Origin of the sequence: Microcystis sp. T1-4, assembly GCF_000297435.1 — a bacterium.
Lineage (GTDB): Bacteria > Cyanobacteriota > Cyanobacteriia > Cyanobacteriales > Microcystaceae > Microcystis.
The window spans coordinates 18,688-39,498 of the sequence record NZ_CAIP01000021.1 but is presented as its reverse complement, the minus strand read 5'-3'; the positions used below and the strand labels follow the sequence as shown (position 1 = coordinate 39,498).

Annotated in this window: 25 protein-coding genes and 1 tRNA gene; 6 read left to right on the top strand and 20 right to left on the bottom strand. The window is 45.5% G+C overall.

Annotation, left to right across the window (positions count from 1 at the left end):
- The first annotated feature begins 231 nt into the window (after positions 1-231).
- Positions 232-852 carry a hypothetical protein gene (locus tag MICAI_RS01170; RefSeq protein ID WP_008196592.1) on the top strand — a complete coding sequence of 207 codons (621 nt, stop codon included), beginning with the start codon at positions 232-234 and terminating at the stop codon, positions 850-852.
- A gap of 51 nt (positions 853-903) precedes the next feature.
- Here the strand turns inward: MICAI_RS01170 and MICAI_RS26195 are convergent, their stop codons facing one another.
- The 7 genes from MICAI_RS26195 to MICAI_RS01135 form a co-directional block, all read right to left on the bottom strand.
- On the bottom strand, positions 904-1,074 hold the full coding sequence (locus MICAI_RS26195) for a high light inducible protein (protein WP_002742489.1): 171 nt from the start codon (positions 1,072-1,074) through the stop codon (positions 904-906).
- Positions 1,075-1,162: 88 nt separating this feature from the next.
- Positions 1,163-1,891 carry a Bax inhibitor-1/YccA family protein gene (locus tag MICAI_RS01160; RefSeq protein ID WP_008196578.1) on the bottom strand — a complete coding sequence of 243 codons (729 nt, stop codon included), beginning with the start codon at positions 1,889-1,891 and terminating at the stop codon, positions 1,163-1,165.
- 275 nt (positions 1,892-2,166) lie between these two features.
- Positions 2,167-3,147 (bottom strand): chlorophyll synthase ChlG, encoded by a 981-nt coding sequence (chlG, locus tag MICAI_RS01155; RefSeq protein WP_008196576.1) that lies wholly within the window; start codon positions 3,145-3,147, stop codon positions 2,167-2,169.
- A 6-nt stretch (positions 3,148-3,153) separates the two neighbouring features.
- Positions 3,154-4,230 carry a Get3/ArsA fold putative tail anchor-mediating ATPase NosAFP gene (locus MICAI_RS01150; RefSeq protein ID WP_008196574.1) on the bottom strand — a complete coding sequence of 359 codons (1,077 nt, stop codon included), beginning with the start codon at positions 4,228-4,230 and terminating at the stop codon, positions 3,154-3,156.
- A gap of 22 nt (positions 4,231-4,252) precedes the next feature.
- Positions 4,253-4,444, bottom strand: coding sequence for a cytochrome b6f subunit PetP (locus MICAI_RS01145; protein ID WP_002742483.1), 192 nt, complete (start codon positions 4,442-4,444; stop codon positions 4,253-4,255).
- Between the two features lie 150 nt (positions 4,445-4,594).
- Complete coding sequence (locus MICAI_RS01140) at positions 4,595-4,927, bottom strand: hypothetical protein (protein ID WP_008196562.1); 333 nt, start codon at positions 4,925-4,927, stop codon at positions 4,595-4,597.
- Between the two features lie 282 nt (positions 4,928-5,209).
- Positions 5,210-6,106: an ABC transporter permease gene (locus MICAI_RS01135; protein WP_002781901.1), complete on the bottom strand. Its 897-nt coding sequence runs from the start codon at positions 6,104-6,106 to the stop codon at positions 5,210-5,212.
- 332 nt (positions 6,107-6,438) lie between these two features.
- Here MICAI_RS01135 and MICAI_RS01130 point away from each other — a divergent pair, with 332 nt between their 5' ends.
- Positions 6,439-7,176, top strand: coding sequence for a PEP-CTERM sorting domain-containing protein (locus MICAI_RS01130; protein ID WP_008196557.1), 738 nt, complete (start codon positions 6,439-6,441; stop codon positions 7,174-7,176).
- Positions 7,177-7,284: 108 nt separating this feature from the next.
- Here the strand turns inward: MICAI_RS01130 and MICAI_RS01125 are convergent, their stop codons facing one another.
- Positions 7,285-8,139, bottom strand: coding sequence for a Uma2 family endonuclease (locus MICAI_RS01125; protein WP_008196556.1), 855 nt, complete (start codon positions 8,137-8,139; stop codon positions 7,285-7,287).
- A 260-nt stretch (positions 8,140-8,399) separates the two neighbouring features.
- Between MICAI_RS01125 and MICAI_RS01120 the strand changes: the two genes are divergently transcribed.
- On the top strand, positions 8,400-9,065 hold the full coding sequence (locus MICAI_RS01120; protein WP_008196554.1) for a hypothetical protein: 666 nt from the start codon (positions 8,400-8,402) through the stop codon (positions 9,063-9,065).
- A 193-nt stretch (positions 9,066-9,258) separates the two neighbouring features.
- Here MICAI_RS01120 and MICAI_RS01115 read toward each other — a convergent pair whose 3' ends face one another.
- From MICAI_RS01115 to MICAI_RS01070, 10 genes are all read right to left on the bottom strand, one after another.
- The gene (locus MICAI_RS01115; protein WP_008196551.1) at positions 9,259-10,134 is read right to left on the bottom strand and encodes a Uma2 family endonuclease; all 876 of its coding nucleotides are present in this window, start codon (positions 10,132-10,134) and stop codon (positions 9,259-9,261) included.
- 145 nt (positions 10,135-10,279) lie between these two features.
- Positions 10,280-10,567, bottom strand: a complete 288-nt coding sequence (locus tag MICAI_RS01110) for a hypothetical protein (RefSeq protein ID WP_008196548.1) — start codon at positions 10,565-10,567, stop codon at positions 10,280-10,282.
- Positions 10,568-10,581: 14 nt separating this feature from the next.
- Positions 10,582-11,235, bottom strand: coding sequence for a uracil phosphoribosyltransferase (upp, locus tag MICAI_RS01105; RefSeq protein WP_008196546.1), 654 nt, complete (start codon positions 11,233-11,235; stop codon positions 10,582-10,584).
- 140 nt (positions 11,236-11,375) lie between these two features.
- The gene (gene rpsU / locus MICAI_RS01100) at positions 11,376-11,558 is read right to left on the bottom strand and encodes a 30S ribosomal protein S21 (protein WP_002738938.1); all 183 of its coding nucleotides are present in this window, start codon (positions 11,556-11,558) and stop codon (positions 11,376-11,378) included.
- Between the two features lie 66 nt (positions 11,559-11,624).
- Positions 11,625-11,978 (bottom strand): metal-sensing transcriptional repressor, encoded by a 354-nt coding sequence (locus tag MICAI_RS01095; RefSeq protein ID WP_008196522.1) that lies wholly within the window; start codon positions 11,976-11,978, stop codon positions 11,625-11,627.
- A 90-nt stretch (positions 11,979-12,068) separates the two neighbouring features.
- Positions 12,069-12,332: a hypothetical protein gene (locus MICAI_RS01090; protein WP_008196520.1), complete on the bottom strand. Its 264-nt coding sequence runs from the start codon at positions 12,330-12,332 to the stop codon at positions 12,069-12,071.
- A gap of 232 nt (positions 12,333-12,564) precedes the next feature.
- Positions 12,565-12,636: transfer RNA gene (locus tag MICAI_RS01085), tRNA-Thr, on the bottom strand.
- A gap of 180 nt (positions 12,637-12,816) precedes the next feature.
- A complete protein-coding gene (locus MICAI_RS01080) occupies positions 12,817-14,715 on the bottom strand; it encodes an NAD(P)H-quinone oxidoreductase subunit F (protein WP_008196518.1) in 1,899 nt (632 codons plus the stop codon).
- A gap of 223 nt (positions 14,716-14,938) precedes the next feature.
- A complete protein-coding gene (locus tag MICAI_RS01075) occupies positions 14,939-15,622 on the bottom strand; it encodes a PHP domain-containing protein (RefSeq protein WP_008196516.1) in 684 nt (227 codons plus the stop codon).
- 164 nt (positions 15,623-15,786) lie between these two features.
- Positions 15,787-16,056 (bottom strand): hypothetical protein, encoded by a 270-nt coding sequence (locus MICAI_RS01070; protein ID WP_051011137.1) that lies wholly within the window; start codon positions 16,054-16,056, stop codon positions 15,787-15,789.
- A gap of 409 nt (positions 16,057-16,465) precedes the next feature.
- Here MICAI_RS01070 and MICAI_RS01065 point away from each other — a divergent pair, with 409 nt between their 5' ends.
- From MICAI_RS01065 to secF, 3 genes are all read left to right on the top strand, one after another.
- Complete coding sequence (locus tag MICAI_RS01065) at positions 16,466-17,449, top strand: alpha-ketoacid dehydrogenase subunit beta (RefSeq protein WP_008196512.1); 984 nt, start codon at positions 16,466-16,468, stop codon at positions 17,447-17,449.
- 26 nt (positions 17,450-17,475) lie between these two features.
- On the top strand, positions 17,476-18,882 hold the full coding sequence (gene secD, locus MICAI_RS01060) for a protein translocase subunit SecD (RefSeq protein ID WP_008196510.1): 1,407 nt from the start codon (positions 17,476-17,478) through the stop codon (positions 18,880-18,882).
- 285 nt (positions 18,883-19,167) lie between these two features.
- Positions 19,168-20,100 carry a protein translocase subunit SecF gene (secF, locus tag MICAI_RS01055; RefSeq protein WP_008196509.1) on the top strand — a complete coding sequence of 311 codons (933 nt, stop codon included), beginning with the start codon at positions 19,168-19,170 and terminating at the stop codon, positions 20,098-20,100.
- On the opposite strand, the gene MICAI_RS01050 is transcribed toward secF, so the two are convergent.
- Together MICAI_RS01050 and MICAI_RS01045 are read right to left on the bottom strand one after the other, a co-directional pair.
- Positions 20,097-20,420 carry a helix-turn-helix transcriptional regulator gene (locus MICAI_RS01050; RefSeq protein WP_008196506.1) on the bottom strand — a complete coding sequence of 108 codons (324 nt, stop codon included), beginning with the start codon at positions 20,418-20,420 and terminating at the stop codon, positions 20,097-20,099. The genes secF and MICAI_RS01050 overlap by 4 nt on opposite strands.
- Complete coding sequence (locus MICAI_RS01045) at positions 20,417-20,761, bottom strand: type II toxin-antitoxin system RelE/ParE family toxin (protein ID WP_232306098.1); 345 nt, start codon at positions 20,759-20,761, stop codon at positions 20,417-20,419. Before MICAI_RS01045 ends, MICAI_RS01050 begins: the two co-directional genes overlap by 4 nt.
- Between the last annotated feature and the right edge of the window lie 50 nt (positions 20,762-20,811).

The window sequence follows — 20,811 nt, the reverse complement described above, 5'->3', positions numbered from 1 at the left end:
GGGGGGCCACACCCTGCCACCACCGAAAAACTTTTTGCCGCAAACCCTAAGTAGTCGTGCCAAATTAATTTCCTCAACCTTGAGGAGAAATTCTGTAAACTTCGATCAAAAGCTGCGTAAATTCTGTATTTTCTCTGGAAGTCTTAGATATAGCCTTTAGAATTGTGATCATAGCGGTAGGCTAATTCAGATCAATTAAACCTCTTCCTCACTCCCGACTTTGTTAGTACCATGAACCCTAACTCTGGCCGTAAACGGTTATTATCCCTGATATCTGCTGTTTCTTGTAGTTCCCTCTTGATTTTATCCCCTCTAGCCCAGAGAGCGCAAGCAGACGATATTACGGATGCCTTAGAAGCGGTAATTGAATATACGGCTCAATTACACCAGATCAATTTTAAGTATTTGTTAAGTAATGCCCCGATAACCACTCCCTGCGGCGTAATTTCCCTAGCGGCTTTCTGCACTGTAGATAATACAGTTTATGTCAATCTCCAGCAAGTCACTCGCATTAGTGATAATCCCCTATTTCCCCTTTACGCCGTCGCTCACGAGGCCGCTCACGCTGTTCAGTGGAATCGGGGTATCGGTGGCATCGATGAGGGTGGGATGACCATCGGCATTGAATTACAGGCCGATTGTCTAGCGGGAGATACCCTTTCCTGGTTATTTACCGAAGCGAGAGGTTTATCCAAACAGGATTATATAATAGCAGGAAAACTTCTGGCGGAAGCGGCCTCGGAAGTGGGCGATTTTGAGGCCCCCAATAACTCCCACGGCACACCACAACAGCGAGGTGATTCGGTCTTACAAGGATTCTACGGGGAAAATCATCAAGCCTGTATGCGTTAACTAACACTCAAGGCTGTATTTCCCCTAGAATGCCTAAAAAAGCCTAAAAAACTACTGTAACCCTAACCAAGATAACAGACCTTGGCCAGTGAGATACTCGATCAACAGGGTGATCACAAAACCAATCATAGCAGCCCTACCGTTGAGGCGCTCGGCATAGTCATTAAAGCCAAATTTGGGGTCTTCTAATTTGGGGGTTTGAGTCGGTTGTGGTTCAGTCATAATCTTTACAGGCCGTTTACATTTCTTTACTATTCTAGCGGAGTTAGAACTTAGGGTGTAACTAATTTCTAACTCCTCCCTATTTGCCCTAATCCCGACCGTTAAGGGCGATTAAAAGGCGCAGAATAAAGATAAATAGGTTGATATAGGTCAAATACATCGATAAAGCAGCACTGAGATACTGTTCATCTCTGTAGGTACGGGGCAAGATGTAAAAGTCCACGACTGCGGAGCCGGCAAACAAGAAAACCCCGATGCCAGAAATAGCGATTTCTAACCAGGTGGGATTAGCACCAGTAAAGATAAAGAAAATTAGCTGACCAATGAGAACAATAAAAAGAGCGAGAATACCGATGCTCACGGTTTGAGTCAGCGCCAAACCATCTTTTTCCGACAGATTCGAGCCGATATTCCGTCCCAACACAAAAGCGAGGCCGCAACCGAGGGCAGCAATTGCCACTCCTCGCAAACCAACACCGGAAGTACCTAGGGCCACATAGACGATTCCACTGAGAGTATAGCCAGAAAGAAGGCTATAGAGAGTCAGCAGGGGCAGAGCAGTGCTTTTATTGCCGCTTTCCGCACTACTACGCGCGACAAAAAATAAAATAATCTCGGCAACCAGGGCGACAAAGAAAGTCGGGAAGAAAATCTGGGGATAGGATTGGATCACACCTAAACCGCCATAGGTTCCCACCGCAGTCAAAATTAGACCGCCACCGAGATAGGGCAGGGCCTTGGGGATAACATTAGGGCCGATAAGTGCTTGGCTTTTAGCCTCGCGTAAAGCTTGACGAAAATTACTGGTATTACTCATGGTGACTAGGTTCGAGATACTTGTCTGAATCAATCTTGTTAAACAGAAACTATTCTTGATTAGTTCGTCAAGAATGCTGAATCGCAGGGAAGAAAAAAAGTAATCTTCTCCCCGGCATCGATTCCCTCTTGATTGTAACGAAAAGACTAGGGATCTAGCTAGAAGCCACAGTTTTCTCCCCTCTTAACCGTTTAAGTTACCTTAAACCGAAGACCGATTCAAGGCGATCCTCGCCCGTCAACTGGATATTTCCTGTTTTTATTAATTACAATCTTTTAGAGTATCCCCTGACCTAAAGCCAAACCTGTCACCAACATTCCTAACACTAGAAAAGGCTGGGCGCTGGCTTGATATTTGACATCATTTTTGAGCGGATCCCGCAGAAAATACATATCTTGGAAAGTGATCTGAGGGATAATTAATAACAGTAAAATAGCGGCATAAAGATTCTGATGAATACTGATGAGATAGCCAGCAATTCCCGCTTGAAAAACATCGATCATAATCACACAAATCCAAGCGGCAGTGGTAATTCCAAACATAACTGGCAAGGATTTTAAGCCTAATTTTTCGTCACCTTCCACACTTTTAAAGTCGTTAACTACAGCAATGCCTAACCCCGCTAGACTATAGATGAGGGTTAGGATCATAATTGTCCCATTTAACTGACCAAAAAGGGCGTGACCTGCCCACCAAGGTAATGCTATATAACTAGCACCGAGGGCATAATTTCCTAGCCAACCATTTTGTTTTAATTTTAAGGGTGGCGCTGAATAAATATAGGCAATAAAAGAACCAAATAGGGTTAAACAAAGCATGATCGGGAAATCATGACCGGCCCAGCGATCGAGAAGATAAGCTATTCCCAATCCACCCACTAATAAAACCAAAATCTGACCGACTACTTGCGGAATAGAAATCACCCCCGAAGGAATCGGACGATAGGGTTCATTAATTGCATCGATTTCTCGATCGTAAAAATCATTTAAAGTTTGGGTATAACCGGTCATCAACGGACCGGAAAGTAACATACAGGTGGCCGATTTTAAGACATCTTCTAAAGACCAAGTATAATTACCCGATGAAGCAGCCCCACAGACAACCCCCCAAATTAGGGGAATCCAAGTGATCGGCTTCATCAATTGTAAGCGGATTTTCCAGAGGGAGGTTTCTGCCGATGAGGCCCCTTTCATGCCCAATAATTGGCGAGTTTTGGCCCCCCGCTCGTCCTTGTTTTCGATCTCGGTGTTCGACATAATCCCTTAAAAAGAAATAATTAAGTAACCGTCTTGGAATTTTGCCCCTTTTACCGATCTTCCGGTTAGAGGCGGTGGTACATCAATATTACGCCGTTGATCCCCGGCTTCGATGGTTAATTCTGGACCCGATTGCGTCAGTTTTACCTGTTTTTTCTCGAATCCGGGTAAATAAACCTTGACCTGAGCGGCTGCCGTATCGATTATTAACGGTTTGGGCGGCTGCACCGTGAGAAAATTGGGTAACTCGGCGATTAACTCCTGCCAATCTTCTCCTTGACGGTCGGGTAAAATCGCGGCTGGCAGCGGGGCAAAATCCTCCGTAGCACTCTGGCAGCGATTAAAAATCACTCCCCCCACATTTAAACCGATTTGCTGCGCCCCACCCCAAAGATATTTGGCCTCTGCGATCGCAATTGGATCATCATTGGTGACTAGATAGGCTAAAACTCGCCGAGGATCGGCTAAAGCGGAGCGCCCCTCGTCTAAAATGTTATTATCGCCCTTCTGACCTAAACCGTCGGGATTAAAGGAGAAATTCAGCACGGCAGCGGCAATCGGTTGGAAAAAGGGGGAAAGGGTGCGACCGATCTCGGAATCGCTGAAAACCTGCCGAAAACGCCGTGAATACCAGCTACCCACCTCGGGAATCCCCAACATTCGCAGACTGTTGATATCTCCGCTGCCGTCGTAGATGATGACATCGTAATTTCCGCTTTTATGCTGTTCCCGCAGGAAATTTAAAGCTAGAGCTTGGTCCATTCCGGGTAAAATGCCCAACTCTTGACCATAAACATTTTTCAAGGTGGGAGAACGCAAATACTGCTTTTCCAATTCCTTGACTTCTTCCCAACTTTTTTCTAGTAACTGTGTACTACTAAGCTGCACAACCGAGAGATTAGGGGCAATTTCCGTAATGGAGGAGCTAGGGGAGGCCTTGAGGAGTAATCCCCAAGCAGGGCCGGAATCTTGACCGATCAAGAGAACTTTTGACCCCAGACCAGCCATTTTCTTTGCCGAAGCGATCGCTATCGTACTGCGACCGCTGCCCCCCTTGCCCAAAAAGGTCAAAATTAAGGACATAATTAATTCCTAAGCGTTGTATTTAGATGAGTTTGAGTTCATCCTCAAAAAACCAAGTAGCGGTCTTATCATCGAACTGGACAACAGCACCAACACCGCTGCCATCGGTCATCTTAAAATTTTTGATGACACCCACTTTACCCAATTTACCCGCTACATCCGAGTTAACGCGGTCTCTTAAGCGACAGACCTTGACTTTTTGCCCGATTTCCATTACTTCCACAGTTTTAATAAGACGATAATTCAATAAACCAATCCTAAGTTTAATATAAATTCGTGTCAGATAAACCCCCCAATCATCTTCAGTTACTGGTCTTTCTCAGATCATCTGCACTTAGCGATCATATATACTAGCAAAAAGGTTTTATTTGGTTTCTGGGGCAGGATTTTGCCGATTTTCCAGTTGTTCCCTTTGCTTGCGTTTAAACTCCTCGGCCGCTTCGTTGATATTATTGAGGGTGTCTTCCTGAAATTCCGATCCGTCCCGACTACGGCGAAAATTACTATTATGAATCAAGTCTAAAGGATTAAAACCACCGAGACCATCCCTGCCATCGGAACTACGTTCATTTTTTTGATAGTCCGGTTGACTGGGGTTCAAGCTTTGAGCTAACACTTGCGGACTAAAATCAGCCCCGACCAATAAAACAGTAGCTAGGAATAAAGACGATTTGAGCAACATTTTTTGAGTATTCATAATCTAACTAACTCCTCAGAAAATTAAGTGGGTAGGTGTTAAAAGTTGTCAGGCACCCCCCTTATCAAGGGGGGACTAAGGGGGGATCGGCACCCCCCCTTATCAAGGGGGGGACTAAGGGGGGATCGGCACCCCCCTTATCAAGGGGGGACTAAGGGGGGATCAGAGGCAAAATCTATCTTCAATTTAATTATAACTACTTACTTGTCTAGTTTTTGGTGGTGAGAAAGTTGTAGGCTTTTCAGTGAACAGTAAACTGATAACTTATAACTGATAACTGATTTAAGCAAAACGACGACGAAGTAAGGGCTGAATTGCTAAAAGGATTAGCAGATCAAAAGCGAAGAGCAGGGCTAAAACTGTCAAGAAATTGAGGTCAAGCCAAGGGGTTTGTAAGACTATGCTATCAAAAGACCAGTGCTGATTGAAATAAATATAACGGATCGGTTCGATCGCATAGGTAAGAGGGTTGAGACTAGCGATTACTTGTAACCAATCTGCCATAAAGTTTAAGGGAGCGAGGGCGGTACTGGCAAATAAAAGCGGTAAATTGGTGACGAAAATGACGGCGATTAATTCGATATGTCCGGGCAGAGCAAAGGTTAAACTGAGACTTAAGGCAGTCATACCCAAAACTATTAGGAAAACAATCAAAGCGATCGCACCTAATCCAGCTAAACTGGGCAATCCTGCCCCTAAAAAGGCACTAGCGGCCACGATCGAGGCGGTTTGGATGAAACTGAGGGCGATAATATAGATGGTAGAAGCGGCCACGATCGAGTAACGAGTGGTTAAAGGTGCTACCAAGAGACGGTTAAGGAAGCCAAATTCTCGATCGAACATTACCGGCAAACCAGCATTGAGGGCCCCAGAAAAAGCGGTAAAGACAATCACCCCGGGGGCGAGAAATTTAGCATAACTGAGATCGTTGCCGAATAGACCCTGGGGAGCCTTATAAAACAATGCCCCGAATAAAATCAGCCACATAAAGGGCTGAATTACCCCCGCGATTAGGGTTGAAGGACGACGTTGTAATTGGATGAACAGACGTTTAGTCATGGCCAGAGTTTCTTGCAGAAATTCCCCTAGCACATTTCCCCCATCGTCCACCGTTGCTGCTCTGGTGGGATTGGGGGCTAAACTAGCTTTTAAGGAAGAAGGTGTGATGGTTTGGCTCATGAAATATTTACCTCTAATGCAGTCTTAACGAGTAATTTAGATAGTCAACAGTTTATAAGTGATCAGATGGCTCTCTTGGGGTTCCGGTGATCAGCAAATCCTCTCGAAGAAAAGGCTGACACCCTACCACTTCTCCAATATACAAGGGGCGCAAGCCTTGGGGGAGAGGAATGTAAATATTTATTAAATTGTAGCGTTTGATACAATGCGGGGGGGAGTGTGTATGCTCTTGAATGTTAGGTTCGCTGGTCATTGTTTTGGGTTGCCCTATTGCTTAACCCGAATCGAAATGTCACGCACTCAAACCATCTACCATTAACCCTTTTTTTTTGATGAAATTACAACTCGGCATTCTATCCGGGGTTGCCCTAGCAGCCACTCTAGGAACGGCTGGTGCAGCACAAGCTGCTTTGGTGGTCGTCCCTACTGACTTGCTCCCGGGCGATCAGTATCGTTTGGTGTTTGTGACTGCTGGCACGCGGGATGCAACAAGTACCGACATCAACGACTACAATACCTTTGTTACTAATCAGGTAACAGGAAGCGCTCTTGCAAATGCTCTTTCAGGTGCTGGACTGACGACCACTTGGAAGGCGATCGGTTCTACGAGCGCAGTCGCTGCTCGTGATAATACAGGTACTAATCCATCGAGTACGGGTGTTCCCATCTACCTGATAAATGGCAACAAGGTCGCCAACAATAATGCCGATCTCTGGGATGGGTCTCTCCAACACCCCATAAATCTACAACCTAACGATGTTATCTCCTCCAACCTTGTTTGGACAGGATCAGTTTATCTCGGTACCGGATTTCCTCAGAATCAGTTGGGCGGAGGGTTCTTTGGTTCCGCGGCCGCGGGGCGGGCTGATTCCGTGGTTTTTTCTGGTTGGATAGCGGAGACCACTGACGTTTATTCCACTGCGAAGTCGCTGTATGCGATGTCGAGTGTGTTGACCGTGCCCGGAAATCAGCCTGAGCCTGTAACTGTCCCCGAACCCTCTAGCCTTCTTGGTTTTATCACACTGGGCGGTTTAATGTTAGGAGGTGCTGTCCGCAAAGCGAGGAAATAATGCCCCAAGGGAGAGGAGACGCGGGTTTCCTCTCTCTTTTTTGGGGGGTTTTTGATACCTGGTTCCAAGGCAGAGCCTTGGAACCAAACATTTAGGCTCTGCCTAAATTTAAAAGTCAATCTGAGGAATAGTTTCAGGATCTATCCCTAATTCCCGCAATCGTGCCGCTAGTTGTTCTGCTCGTTGTTTGGCCACAGAAGCCTCTTGTTTCGCCACAGAAGCCTCTTGTTTCGCCGCAGAAGCCTCTTGTTTCGCCGCAGAAACCTCTTGTTTCGCCACAATTAACTCCTCATCGGCCAGGGGAATCAACTCTCCCTCCAGCGTCAACCAGCGCAACCATAGCCGCTCAATTCCCCGATAGGAACCTTGCCACAAACCCAAGCTCAATTCCAGTTGAGGAATCGGTAAGCGTCCCTCCACTAAAGTCACGGGTTGGTAATGACCATCTACCAGTTCAAACGCTTGAAGTTGGTTAGTATAGCGGCTAAAAACTACATAGTAGGGAACCTGCAAAATCTGTTCATAAACTGTCCACTTAGTTGGCGGTTCTTCTGGTTGGCGTAGTTCTTCGCCTAAATCTTGATTTTCCGTACCTGGAGACAATAATTCCACCACAATCGCAGGGGAAACCCCTTCCTGCCAAATCACATAACTTAAGCGCAGGTCATGGCCATCGTAGAGACGAGGAACACCAACCACCCCAAACCAATCAGGACGCTTGTACCATTGAGGGTGTCTGACATCGTAGTAAAGGTTAAGGTCAGCGGCGCTAAAAACTAGCTCTGGTTCCCAGTTGGGAGGCTGAAAAGTCAGCAGTAATAACTGAGGTTGTAATAGGTGAAATTCGTCAGGCAAACCGGGTTCAAGTGGATTATCACTAGGTAAATCGTACATCGTCGGCAGGGATTGCCGGGGGGAAAGGGAAGGGTCAGATTGGGGAATGGTGAAGGTAGGTGTAGTCATTTCAGTTATCAGTTATCAGTTATCAGTTATCAGTTACCACTCAGACCTCTCAAACATTGTAACTGTGATTACTGTAGCGGCGTCAGCCCTGGGGGAGAGGAATGTAAATATTTATTAAATTGTAGCTTTTGATACAATGCGGGGGGGGAAGGTGTGTATTTTGTCTTTGAGCATTCGCTGGTCATTGTTTTGGGTTGCCCTATTGCTTAACCCGAATCGAAATGTCGCGCACTTAAACCATTTACCATTAACCCTTTTTCATGAAAATAAAACAACTCGGCATTCTATCCGTCGGGGTTGCCCTGGCTACTCTGGGAACTGGTGCGGCACAGGCTGCAAGCGTGACTGTCAATAATTTTTCCTTCGAGACACCATCAAACCCTAATTTTTCACCAGTTATTACCGGTTGGACTGTGAGTAGTGGCAATGCGGGGGTTCAGCCATTCAATGCGACTCAATTTCCAAGCGGAGTACCCGACGGTTCGCAGGCGGCTCTTATTGCTTTCAATGGTGGATCGATCCGTCAAGATGTAGCCGCCACTTATCAAGCCGGAACTCGATACACGCTCAATTTATTTGCAGGTATTCGTCTAGATGAACCGGGCAACTTGACCTTGCCGAACAGTACAATTTCGCTTCGCCGGAGTGATAATAATACCGTTTTGTCAAGTTTTACATTCAATCAGAGTTCCTTTTCGTCAAGAGGAGTGTTCTTATCGTTCAACACTTCTTATCTGGCGGGGATTGCCGATCAGGGTGCGGGAATTCGCATCTCTATTGACCGTCCGAATAATGGGGGGACACAATTAGTTTTCGATAACGTTACACTTAATGCGACTCCTGTTCCCGAACCCTCTAGCCTTCTTGGTTATATCACCCTGGGCGGTTTAATGCTAGGGGGTGCTGTCCGCAAAGCGAGGAAATAATGCCTACAAGGGAGAGGAGACGCGGGTTTCCTCTCTCTTTTTTGGGGGGTTATGAGTAGCATCTCAGTCACGAATTATGCTAGGATTCGCCCTAGAATGATAAAAAATCATGACTACACAAGCAACAGTAATCCAAGGCACGGCCAGGGAAATTAGAGAAGCACTGGCGCTTATACCTTGGAGAAGTCAGAGCCTACATTTCATCGGGGTTAATTCCAAGCGCTCTGAGCCTTTCAGCCAGCCGGATGGCTTTTTGTTCAGCCTCTTGTTTAGCCAGACGTTCTTGAGCAGCGATCGCTTCAGCCTCTTGTTTAGCCAGACGTTCTTGAGCAGCGATCGCTTCAGCCTCTTGTTTAGCCAAACGTTCTTGAGCAGCGATCGCTTCAGCCTCTTGTTTAGCCAAACGTTCTTGAGCAGCGATCGCCTCTGCGTTCATCGCTCTTTCCTCAGCCGTTAGATAGCGATTTCCTGACTGGTCATACCAGTATAACCATTCCCGATACCAAGCAATATGTTCTCCTTTCTCATAACCCAGCGCCAAGCCAATTTCAGGCAACCAAACTCGATTATTCTCACTTTCTAGAAGCTCATATTTCCCTGAGATTAATTTATATACCTCTAATCTTTGTCGGTTTTTAAATCTTCCTCTTCTCCCACTCAAAGGATTGTAAATTACATAATACAGAATGCCCAGGGTTTGGTAATTTAAGAATTTTTCCTCATATTCACTATTATATTTCTCGGAAACCACCTCTAAAAACAAAATCGGCAAGATGTACTTTTCTCCCCACAAAACATAGCTTAACCGACCTCTTTCTCCCGTATCATGGTTGACTCCAACCGCTAAGAAACCATCGGGAACAAAAGCTGATTCCTCTGGATTATAATAGACAGCCATATCTACCCCAAAATACCAATCATCTCGACCGGTCCAAATCAAGGCTAATAAACTTAGCAGTAGGTTGGGAATATCATTTTGTAACTGATTGTCCACTGGAGTTTCGTCGGAAGAGGGTAATTCTTCGGCACTGGGAAGAGGGCAATTTTTGTTATAGGTGAGGTTAACCATAGCTCCGACAAGCGTGGTGTTTGATTACTGCTAATTCTAACGGAGAATCTTGTGCCTTGCTTTTTGCCTCATCTCCACAAGCAATTTAAATGTGCGGGCATAGCTTATCCAAAAAGGTTTTTAGATTGATTCAGCCAGCCCAATTTTAATGATCGCTGCCGTTTTCCTGTACCGATCCTAACTGTTGACGCACATCATCGATCGCTAGATTTAACTGGGCAATTTTATCTTCTAAACTGCGGCGGGCCATTTCCATGCCTTCCTCTGGAGTCAAGCGCCCATTGCGGATCTCCTCTAAAAAAGACTGATTGTCAACAGCTACTAAACCGCGGCGGCCGCGATTAGCCAACACTGTCCCCAAAACACCGCCCACTAAACCACCGACAATCGCACCAGCTAAAAAACCGCCCGCAAACCCATCTCGCTGACTCATAATCCCTTTTTCTCCTAATAGGTTCCAAAAGCTCGATCGCCGGCATCGCCCAACCCCGGCACGATGTAACCGCGGCTATTTAATCCTTCATCGATAATAGCCGTATAGATGTTCAAGCTGGGATAATTTTGACTCAATTTCTGTAAAGCCGGCGGGGCAGCCACCACGGAAATCACGCGAATCAGGTCAGGATCAACGCCTCTGGCGGTAACTTCTGCCATTGCCGTTGAAATTGATCCCCCCGTGGCTAACATCGGTTCCAGAATTAACACTCTCGTGGCCGGATCAAAACTGGCCGGTAATTTATTTAAATAACAACTTGCCTCTAGGGTTTCCTCATTTCTGGCTAAACCGAGGTGATAGGTTCTAGCTAGGGGTAAAAGGCTTTGGGCCCCTTCCAACAGGGCTAATCCTGCCCGTAAAATCGGAACTACGGCGATCGGTACGCTAGGATCGATAAAAGTAGCCGGACATTCCGCTAGAGGGGTTTTAACGCTAGTTTCCAGGGTCGGCAACCATTGCCGCGCCGCTTCGTAGGTTAACCAGCGCCCTAGTTCCGTCATCGCTGTTTTAAACAGTACCGAGGGGGTATTTTGATCGCGTGCGATCGCTAACCAGTGCTTAACCAGAGGATGTTCGGGAACGTAGACGCGCAGTTGTAAAACCATGAAAACACTAGAACTCGATCGAGGGCTAAACTTTATCTTATCAGCTTTTTTCTCCCCACTTCCCGCTTCCCAACCCCCAAAACAGAGGTTAAAATAAAAGCAAGCCAGAAGCTTTCGAGCGACTTCTGACTTGGGGAATTTTAACGACGACGGGTTCTTTGTCGTCTCCGGGCTACTGCTTTACGCTTTCTCTTTTCTTGAGGGGTTTCAAAAAATTGATGCTTTTTGATATCCGCATAAATTCCCGCTTTCGCTACCTGTCGCTTAAAACGACGCAGGGCCGATTCGATCGCCTCGTTCTGACCAACTACCACTTGGGTCATTAACCTAATTCACCTCCTGTAATCGCTCTCTGCCTAAAAAATGCCAACTTCTCATTATAGCACAATCTAGGGTAAAAAGCGATCCAAGGCGGCCTTTAATTCTTCAATTTCTGTCTCGATACTACCTTCCTGGGCAGCCCGGGCAATACATTCGCTCAGATGTTCGTCAAGGATCATTCTGGCGACGCGATCAGTCGCTCCGCGAATAGCGGCAATTTGCATCAAAACTTCGGGACAGGGACGATTTTCCGATACCATCGTCTTGATGCCGCGAATATGTCCTTCGATCCGCGAGAGACGGTTAATAATTTGCTTCAGGGAAGCTTCGCTATGGACGTGGGGGGTCCCTTTTGACTCGTGGTCATGGCCCGTCTCGTCGTGGTTGTGAAGGGGGTCGAAAGGGGTAATTTGATTAGTCAAGGGCTTACCGTCAATTCAGTTCTACTCTCTAGTGTGCCACAGTTGCGAACCCCAGTCCCTAGGATGATTTTGTCTGGTTTGAATTTCCGTTTAGGGGTCTTCGGTTTGCCAATCGGGGCAATTTTCCTCTTGATTCCAACCGGAGGGATGAAATCCACAAATTAGACGCTGACGGGTTTCTCGACTCTGACCGTAGGACTGACCGTGGTAGTGACGACAACCGATGCAGGTTTGGGGACGGGAGGAAGGCACTTGATTAAAACCAAGTTGCGATCGCAAAATTTGACACCTGGATTGATAATTGTGCCAGTTTTTGTAAATCTCTCTTTGTCGGATAAAATTGGCCGTATTCATTATTATCAGTGAACAGTAACCGGCTACCGGCACTCCACACCCTACCCCCAAGAAAAACTTTTTCGGTCAACCCTAATTATATCAATTAGCTTTAGTGAACCTCTTGCATAATTAATTTTTCAGGGTTCAAAAACGGCAAAAATAAGGATTAAATTGTCTAAAATCTGTGAATACACCATTTAATCGACTATTATTTGATTCTCCTGACTTTCGATTAGGAGTGAGAGATTAAAGCTGGTGATGGGATTTGAACCCGCGACCGGCTGATTACAAATCAGCTGCTCTACCACTGAGCTACACCAGCATTTTTGACCAACCTATTATAACACAAATAGGGCTTGCCGAAAAAGTTTTTCCTGGGGCCGGGTGTGGGGTTTTAAGCTAAGACCGATTTTAACCGTCTGTCCCCGTCGAGCCTATTCACCAGGCTGCTTTCCTCTTCCCTAGTCCGCGACCGGAAGACTAGGGAGCGATACACAGAGGTTCAATGAGTCCACAGGGATGACCAATAATCAGTTATCAGTGACCATTGACCGTTTAATAAGAGCCAGATTAATCCCCCTATTCCCAAAAGAATAGTCAAAACATAAAACTGTGATTGACCAGAAACATTATACTTTAAGGCACTGCCGCTAAAAATCGTCGCTAAACTGACCAAATTAACCAGACCATCAATAATATAACGATCGAGCCAAGCGGTAATTTTTGACAGGCTGCCCACCGCTAAAACCACGGTAAACTGATAGATGCGATCGAGATAGAAGTCATAAGCGAACAAATCTTGCAGGAATCGCAGTATTAACCCAGTTGGTCTCGCCCAAGCTCGTCTTAACTCTACCATTAACCCAATAACTAGGCCAATTACCCCAGAGGCTATCAGTAAGGGAAAACCCCAGACAATAGTAAAACTCTGGTTATTAACGAGAGGATTGGTGAAAGATAGCCAAAAATCCCAACGTAGGGGAATAATCGGGGCCAATAAAACGATTAAAATCAACGATACCATGGGCAAAGCCATCGGCCAGGCCACTTCCGGGGTGCGATGGGTCTTACTTTGGGTTTGTCCCAAAAAGACTAAACGAAAGACCCGAGTAAGATTGACGATGCTAAGACAATTAACAAAGATTAAAACCGCTAATAACCACCAAGGAATCGCCCATTCGCCACTTAACCACCGTTTTAACGTCCAAAACATCCCTAGGGGCATTAAAACCGTCATCCCTGCGGAACCTCCTAAAAAAGCCATGGTTGTAGCCGGCATTCTTGCCCAAATTCCCCCCATTTCCGTGATATTTTGGTTACTGGTGGTGAGAATTAAGGCTCCTGCGCTCATAAACAATAAGGCTTTTGCCACCGCATGGGAGAATAAAATTAGTAAGGCGATATCCACATGACCTAATCCCACCGCAATAAAGACCAAACCGAGATAGGCGCTGGTGGAGTGGCATAAAACCCGTTTAATATCAATTTGGGACAAGGCCATCAGAGAAGTACCAATTGCCGTCATTGTCCCCAACACTATTAAAACATCAGCAGCGATCGGAGATAGGGTAAATACCGGCTGCAGCTTAATTAAAACATAGGCCCCCGCCGAAACCACGATCGAGTTCCGCAGGATTCCGGCTGGATTGGGTCCCTCCATCGCCTCATCTAGCCACAAATTCAGGGGAAATTGGGCGCATTTACCCGTTGGACCGGCAATAAGGGCTAATCCTAATAAAGTCGCCGTCAGAGGCGGTACAGGGTTATTTACCGCCCAATTTTCTAACTGAGAAAAACTCAATCCCTCCCCGTAACTGGACAGAGCCACCAACCCCATCAATAAAATAATATCGCCGACGCGCTTGGTTAAAAAGGCATCTCGGGCCGCGGTTACGACCAAAGGTTGGGCATACCAAAAACCGACGAGGAGATAGGTAGAGACCGTTAACATCTCTAGGAAGGCGTAACTGAATAGTAGGGAGTCACTCAGGGCAATTCCTCCTAAAGCTGCCTCAAAAAAGCCCATTAAGCCATAAAATCTCGCCAAAGACCAATCCTTTTCCATGTAGCCAAGGGCATAGATTTGGGCCAAGAGACTGATGAGGGTAATCACTTCCAGCGTCCCTAAACTGACGGGAGAAAGTTCGATCGAAAGGGATAAACTAAGATCGGCCACTTTTACCCATTCAAAAGCCAGTTTAATCGTCTCTCGATGCCAAATTTGATTAAAAGCGATCGATCCGTGTATTAACCCTAAGACGGTCATCAATAGGTTAATATAAGCTGCCGGCCGCGGACCGGTCCGACTAATAATGCCTAAAGACCAAGGTAGGGTTAAAATCGAACCAATTAAGCCATAAATGGGAATTAACCAGCAGGTGTAAAGGAATAAATCTTTCATTCAGAGTGTTGGGGTGTTGGGGTGTTGGGGTGTTGGGATGTTAGGGTGTTAGGGTGTTAGGGTGTTAGGGTTTTAGTTGAAATTCCCCATTCCCCCATTTCCCCACTTCCCCATTTCCCCACTTCCCCACTTCCCTGTTTTTGGCCATAAAAAACTAACACTCGATCGAGCAGGGATCGAGTTTAGTCAATTTAGGTATTTTACAGTTAATCCTGCGATCAGGCTAAATGCGCTGTAATAAAGATTTACCGTGGGAATCGGTGCTACAGGTGGCGAATAATTGATATTGACGACTAAGAGCGAGAGCTTGTTCGGTTTCCCGTTGACTGGGTAGCCAGGGTTTGGGATTGCCGTAGGCATAAAAAGCCTCAATCCCATCAATACCCAATTCTACCGCCGCCGCCACTAAATCAGCTGCGGGACGATGATAACGAAAGGGATGGGCCAGAACCACTAAAGCCCCCGCTTGCTGTAAACTTGTAATGACTCTAGAGGCCAAAGCGAGATCTCCTTCCGGTTTGGTTCTTTGCAGATAGGGAGTCAAGAGGGTGTGAGCGGGATCGAAACCATAGCCAAGAATATGCACTTCTGTCTCTAAGAGATTCGCCGTAATTTCTACCCCTGTCCAGAGATGGGGTGGAGAACTCTTTAAATGCTGATTTTCCAGCCAAATTTGCGCTTGTCGATAACCTTCGATCGAGTGATGATCGGTAATTGCTAATCCTTTTAGTCCGATGTCTAAAGCTTGTCTCATCAAGTCTTGGGGACTCATTTGACCATCGGAACAATGGGTGTGAAGATGGAAATTGTAATGGTGGGGACAACTATCATAGCCAATATTTGCCCAGACCGCTTTCAGGGCGAGGGTATCTTGAGCTAGGGGTGGAATTGTAGCAGAGACGACCATGCAGTATTGAGGAACTTTCCCAAAGATTACAAATTGTTAACAATCAGGATAACAAATAACAAAAAGAACTGGGTAGCTGCTGTCACCGGTAATACTAAATCCTGTTTCAACGGTATGGGGAAGTGGGGAGAGGGGAGAGGCTGACAGATGTAAGTATTTTACAACTAAGAGGAACGGGAGTGGTAAAAAGCATTAACGAGGGTAGGAGGGAAAGAACTCCAACGATGAAGGTGAATCGACAAACCTTTTAGTAAATCAGCAATTAGGGTAATAGAACCCAGCAGAAAACCAGAAATCTGACCTAAGGGTTTGAGATGGAGAGTTTTTCTAAAGACAGTATGTTGGGGGGGGGAAGTTGCGACAAATTGGCACTTCGGAAATTGATTTTCTGCTTCTCCACCCAGCATAACCATCCAGAGAGTGGCTACAGCCATAGTTAACCAAAGGCGTTCGGCAAGCTCTGGGTTAAGCAGGCCAGTGTTTTGCCTTTTGCAAGAGTGCCTCTTGCCTCGTCTGAAACTATGCACGACCACTGCTTGAGATATTTGTTTTTCAGCATTGCCTTTCACGAGGCTCCTCTAAATCTCTAGCTTGATTGTCTCACCCTGAGTGTGTGAGACTAAATCCTGTTTAAAAAGTATAGGATAGTGGGGTGTGGGGTGTCGGTAGAAACAATTCATAACTTGAGAGTTAATCACACTATTAAAAACGGATTTGGTATGACTGCTCACCTCTTTGTAATAAACCTACACCTGTCAGAACCTCCCACTCCCTTCGGGCCAGAAAAGGGGTAAGATAATAAGTTTAGTGATAAGATGACCGAATTGTAAGCGGGGACTTGATATGGCAGAAACCCTATTATTTAATGCTTTGCGACAGGCGATCGATGAGGAAATGGGCCAGGACCAGACAGTATTTGTTTTGGGTGAAGATGTGGGACATTACGGCGGTTCCTACAAAGTTACCAAAGATCTCTACAAAAAATATGGCGATTTAAGGGTTTTAGATACTCCCATCGCTGAAAATAGTTTTACGGGCATGGCAGTGGGGGCAGCCATGACGGGATTACGTCCGATTATTGAAGGCATGAATATGGGTTTTCTTCTGCTTGCCTTTAACCAAATTGCCAACAATGCCGGGATGTTACGTTATACTTCTGGCGGTAATTTTAAAATCCCTATGGTTATCCGCGGTCCGGGGGGTGTGGGCAGACAATTAGGGGCGGAACATTCCCAACGTTTAGAGGCCTATTTTCACGCAGTACCAGGCCTAAAAATTGTCGCTTGTTCCACTCCCTACAATGCCAAAGGTTTATTAAAATCGGCGATTAGAGATAATAACCCCGTGCTTTTCTTTGAACACGTTCTTCTCTATAATCTCAAGGAAAATTTACCTGATACCGAGTATCTTTTACCGCTCGATAAAGCCGAAATCGTTCGCAAGGGAGAAGATATCACCATTCTCACCTATTCGCGGATGCGTCATCACTGTTTACAGGCATTAAAACAGTTAGAAAAAGATGGCTATGATCCAGAAATTATCGATTTAATTTCCCTGAAACCCTTTGATATGGAGACGATTGCCGCTTCGATTCGCAAGACTCACAGGGTGATTATCGTGGAAGAATGTATGAAAACGGCGGGAATTGCTTCTGAGTTAATTGCTTTAATTAACGAGCAGTTATTCGATGAATTGGATGCCCCCGTGTTAAGATTATCTTCCCAAGATATCCCCACACCTTATAACGGTAATCTAGAAAGATTGACGATTATTCAACCTAATCAAATTGTCGAAGCTGTCCAAAAAATGGTCGGTGATCGCATTTAAAAAATTCTCCTTTTGATACTGAAGTTATGCAGAGACAAAATTGGTTATTGTTACTGATCATCGGCCTAGTTGTTGCCTCGATCATCATCCTGATTAAGTTACCCCTACAATTAGGTTTGGACTTGCGCGGTGGTAGTCAATTAACCATTCAGGTTAAACCCACTGAAACCGTCAAAACCATTCAACCTAATGATTTAAAAGCCGTACAAAATGTGATTGAAAATCGCGTTAATGCCCTCGGTGTTTCTGAATCATTAGTGCAGACTGTGGACAGTAAAAATCAGGTAATCGTGCAACTACCAGGGGTTACAAATCCCAAAGAAGCTGAGAGAAACCTAAATGTTCAGGCCCAATTAGAATTTCGTCAGCAAAAACAAGGTACAGAAGGAGAATTCCGGGCTGAATACTCGATTTTTCAACAAAAAAAAGCGGAATTAGCCGCCCTCAAAACTGAGAATAAACCCGAAAATGCCGCTAAAATTGCCGAACTAGAACAATCTCTGCAAAAATCTCAAGAGGCAATTTTAAATTTATTTGAATCGGTGGACTTAACCGGAAAAAATCTGCAAAATGCCACTATTAGTTCCACCCAAGGCACTAACTGGGAAGTGGCCATTACTTTCGACTCGGAAGGGGGCAATAAATTTGCCGAACTGACTAAAGTGATTGCGGGTACTGGTCGCAGTATTGGGATTTTCCTCGATAATGAATTAATTAGCGCCCCTGTAGTCGATGTGCAGTTTGCCCAAACGGGAATTACAGGAGGCCGGGCCGTGATTACTGGTAATTTTACCGCCGAAACTGCCAACGATCTAGCGATTCAATTGCGCGGTGGTTCCCTACCTTTCCCCGTCAAAGTGGAAGAAATTCGCACCGTCGGGGCAACTTTAGGGCAGGATAGCATCCGTCGCAGTATCTACGCTGGTTTAGTGGGTTTACTGTTAGTTTTAATCTTCATGGCGGTTTATTACCGTTTACCCGGTATTATTGCCGATATTTCCCTGATTATCTATACTATTCTCTCTCTGGGGGCTTTTGCCTTAGTGGGAGTCACGATGACGTTACCCGGTATTGCTGGATTTATCCTCAGTATCGGTATGGCAGTTGATGCTAATGTACTGATTTTTGAACGTACCCGGGAGGAATTAAGAGCGGGAAAATCCCTATTTCGGGCGGTGGAGTCGGGATTTTATCGGGCTTTTTCCAGTATTCTCGATAGTAATGTCACTACTTTAATCGCCTGTGCTGCCTTATTTTGGTTGGGTTCGGGATTAGTCAAGGGTTTTGCTTTAACTTTAGCCATTGGGGTAGCTGTGAGTATGTTTACCGCTTTAACCTGTAGTCGTACTCTCCTGTTAATCACCGTGTTAAACGTCCCCAGCGTCCGTCAAAAACCCCAACTTTTCTGCCCTAATTTACCGACAAATCAATAATCAGTTATCAGTTATCAGTTATCAGTTATCAGTTATCAGGAGTCAGGAGTCAGGAGTCAGGAGTCAGGAGTCAGGAGTCGGTCGTCAGGAGGAGATAGGGTGATAGGGTGATAGGGTGATAGGGTGATGAGACAACTTCCCCACTTCCCCACTTCCCCACTTCCCCACTTCCCCACTTCCCCACTGATTACTGCTTACTGATAACTGAAAAATCTCCCCACTCCCCAAATCCCTTTTTTCCTTTTTCCTTTTTCCTTTTTCCTTTTTACTTTTTACTTAATCGATATGGCATTTAACGTTACAAAACAGCGTAATTTTTGGTGGACAGTCTCGGCCTTGCTGACGATTGGTAGTATTTTGGCCATGGTGATTTCTTGGTTCACTATTCAAGCGCCTTTGCGACCGAGTTTAGATTTTGTTGGTGGCACGAGAATTCAGATAGAATTAGCCTGTGCTAAAAAGAATACCTGTGAGAAACCCTTAACTACTGCCGAAGTGCAAGCAATTTTAGACGAGGAAGGATTGGGTAACAGTAGTGTGCAGGTGTTGGATAAATATACTTTATCGGTGCGGACTAAAACCCTGGCAGAAGAACAGAGAACAAAATTACTCGACACCTTAAATCAGAAAATTGGCACCTTTGACCCCGAAACCGGTCAAATCGATACCGTCGGGCCCACCATCGGTCAAGAATTATTTAGGTCGGGATTTTTAGCTTTATTAGTGTCATTTTTTGGCATTGCCGTCTATCTAAGCTTCCGTTTTCAACGGGATTACGCTTTTTTTGCCATTGTCGCCCTGCTGCACGACGTTTTGATCACTTTAGGGGTCTTTGCGGTTTTAGGCTTAATTGCGGGGGTAGAAGTGGATAGTTTATTTTTGGTTTCCCTCTTGACAATTGTGGGCTTTTCTGTTAATGACACAGTGGTAATTTATGATCGCGTCCGGGAAAATTTTGCTAATACCCCCGAATTATCCGTGGATGAAATTGTCGATAATGCGGTGAGTCAAACCCTAACTCGTTCGATTAATACCACCCTGACCACTTTATTGCCTCTGGTGGCGATTTTTCTCTTTGGTGGCACGACCTTAAAATATTTTGCCCTAGCTTTAATTATTGGTTTCGTAGCGGGGGCCTATTCGAGTATTTTTATCGCTAGTACCCTACTAGCTTGGTGGCGCGGTCGTTCCCATCGACCCACACTCAATTACAGTTAGGATGCCATTGGTGAAGAATCAGTCGGTCTTGGATAGGTCGTAATAGTAATTTCAACCTGTTGATTGAGACGACCCAAAATTGATATCAAACGGTCAATAGTAAAGCGTTCCAAATTAGCATGGCGAATCTGAACAAATTCACTGTGATTAATTCCAGTTCGCACTTGAGCATCGCGGGTTGATAAGTCTTCCTTCTCCAGAACCTTGATAATTTCAGCAGCAAGCAGTGCTTTCGCTTGTCGCACGTCCGCATCTACATCGCCAAAATCGCGGTACACATTCCCGCTACCTTGTACCAGTTCAAATTGTTCTTCACTCATGAGAGTTCCTCCTTCAATCGCTTGAGCCGTGCTTTGATAACTTCGACTTCTTGCTGTGGTGTTTTGATCCCTTTTGGGGATTTTTTCTGGAAGGCATGAATCACCCAGATAGCCTCACCTAACTGGACAGCATAAATAGTTCGATAGGCATCCCCCTTGAAAGGTAGAGCAATCTCGAACACACCAGAACCTATCCCCTTAAAAGGCTTGGTTAGGGATGATTTTGCCCCTTCTGCTGCAATAGTTAAAGCGTCAAGTACAATTTCTTGGGCTTCCTTGGGAAACTTTTGAAAATCTTTCCGTGCCGCTTTAATCCAAGATATAGGACGGGTATTACGCATTCGCTTATGGTGATATAACTGATACCACCTGTCAAGCCCCATTATAGTAA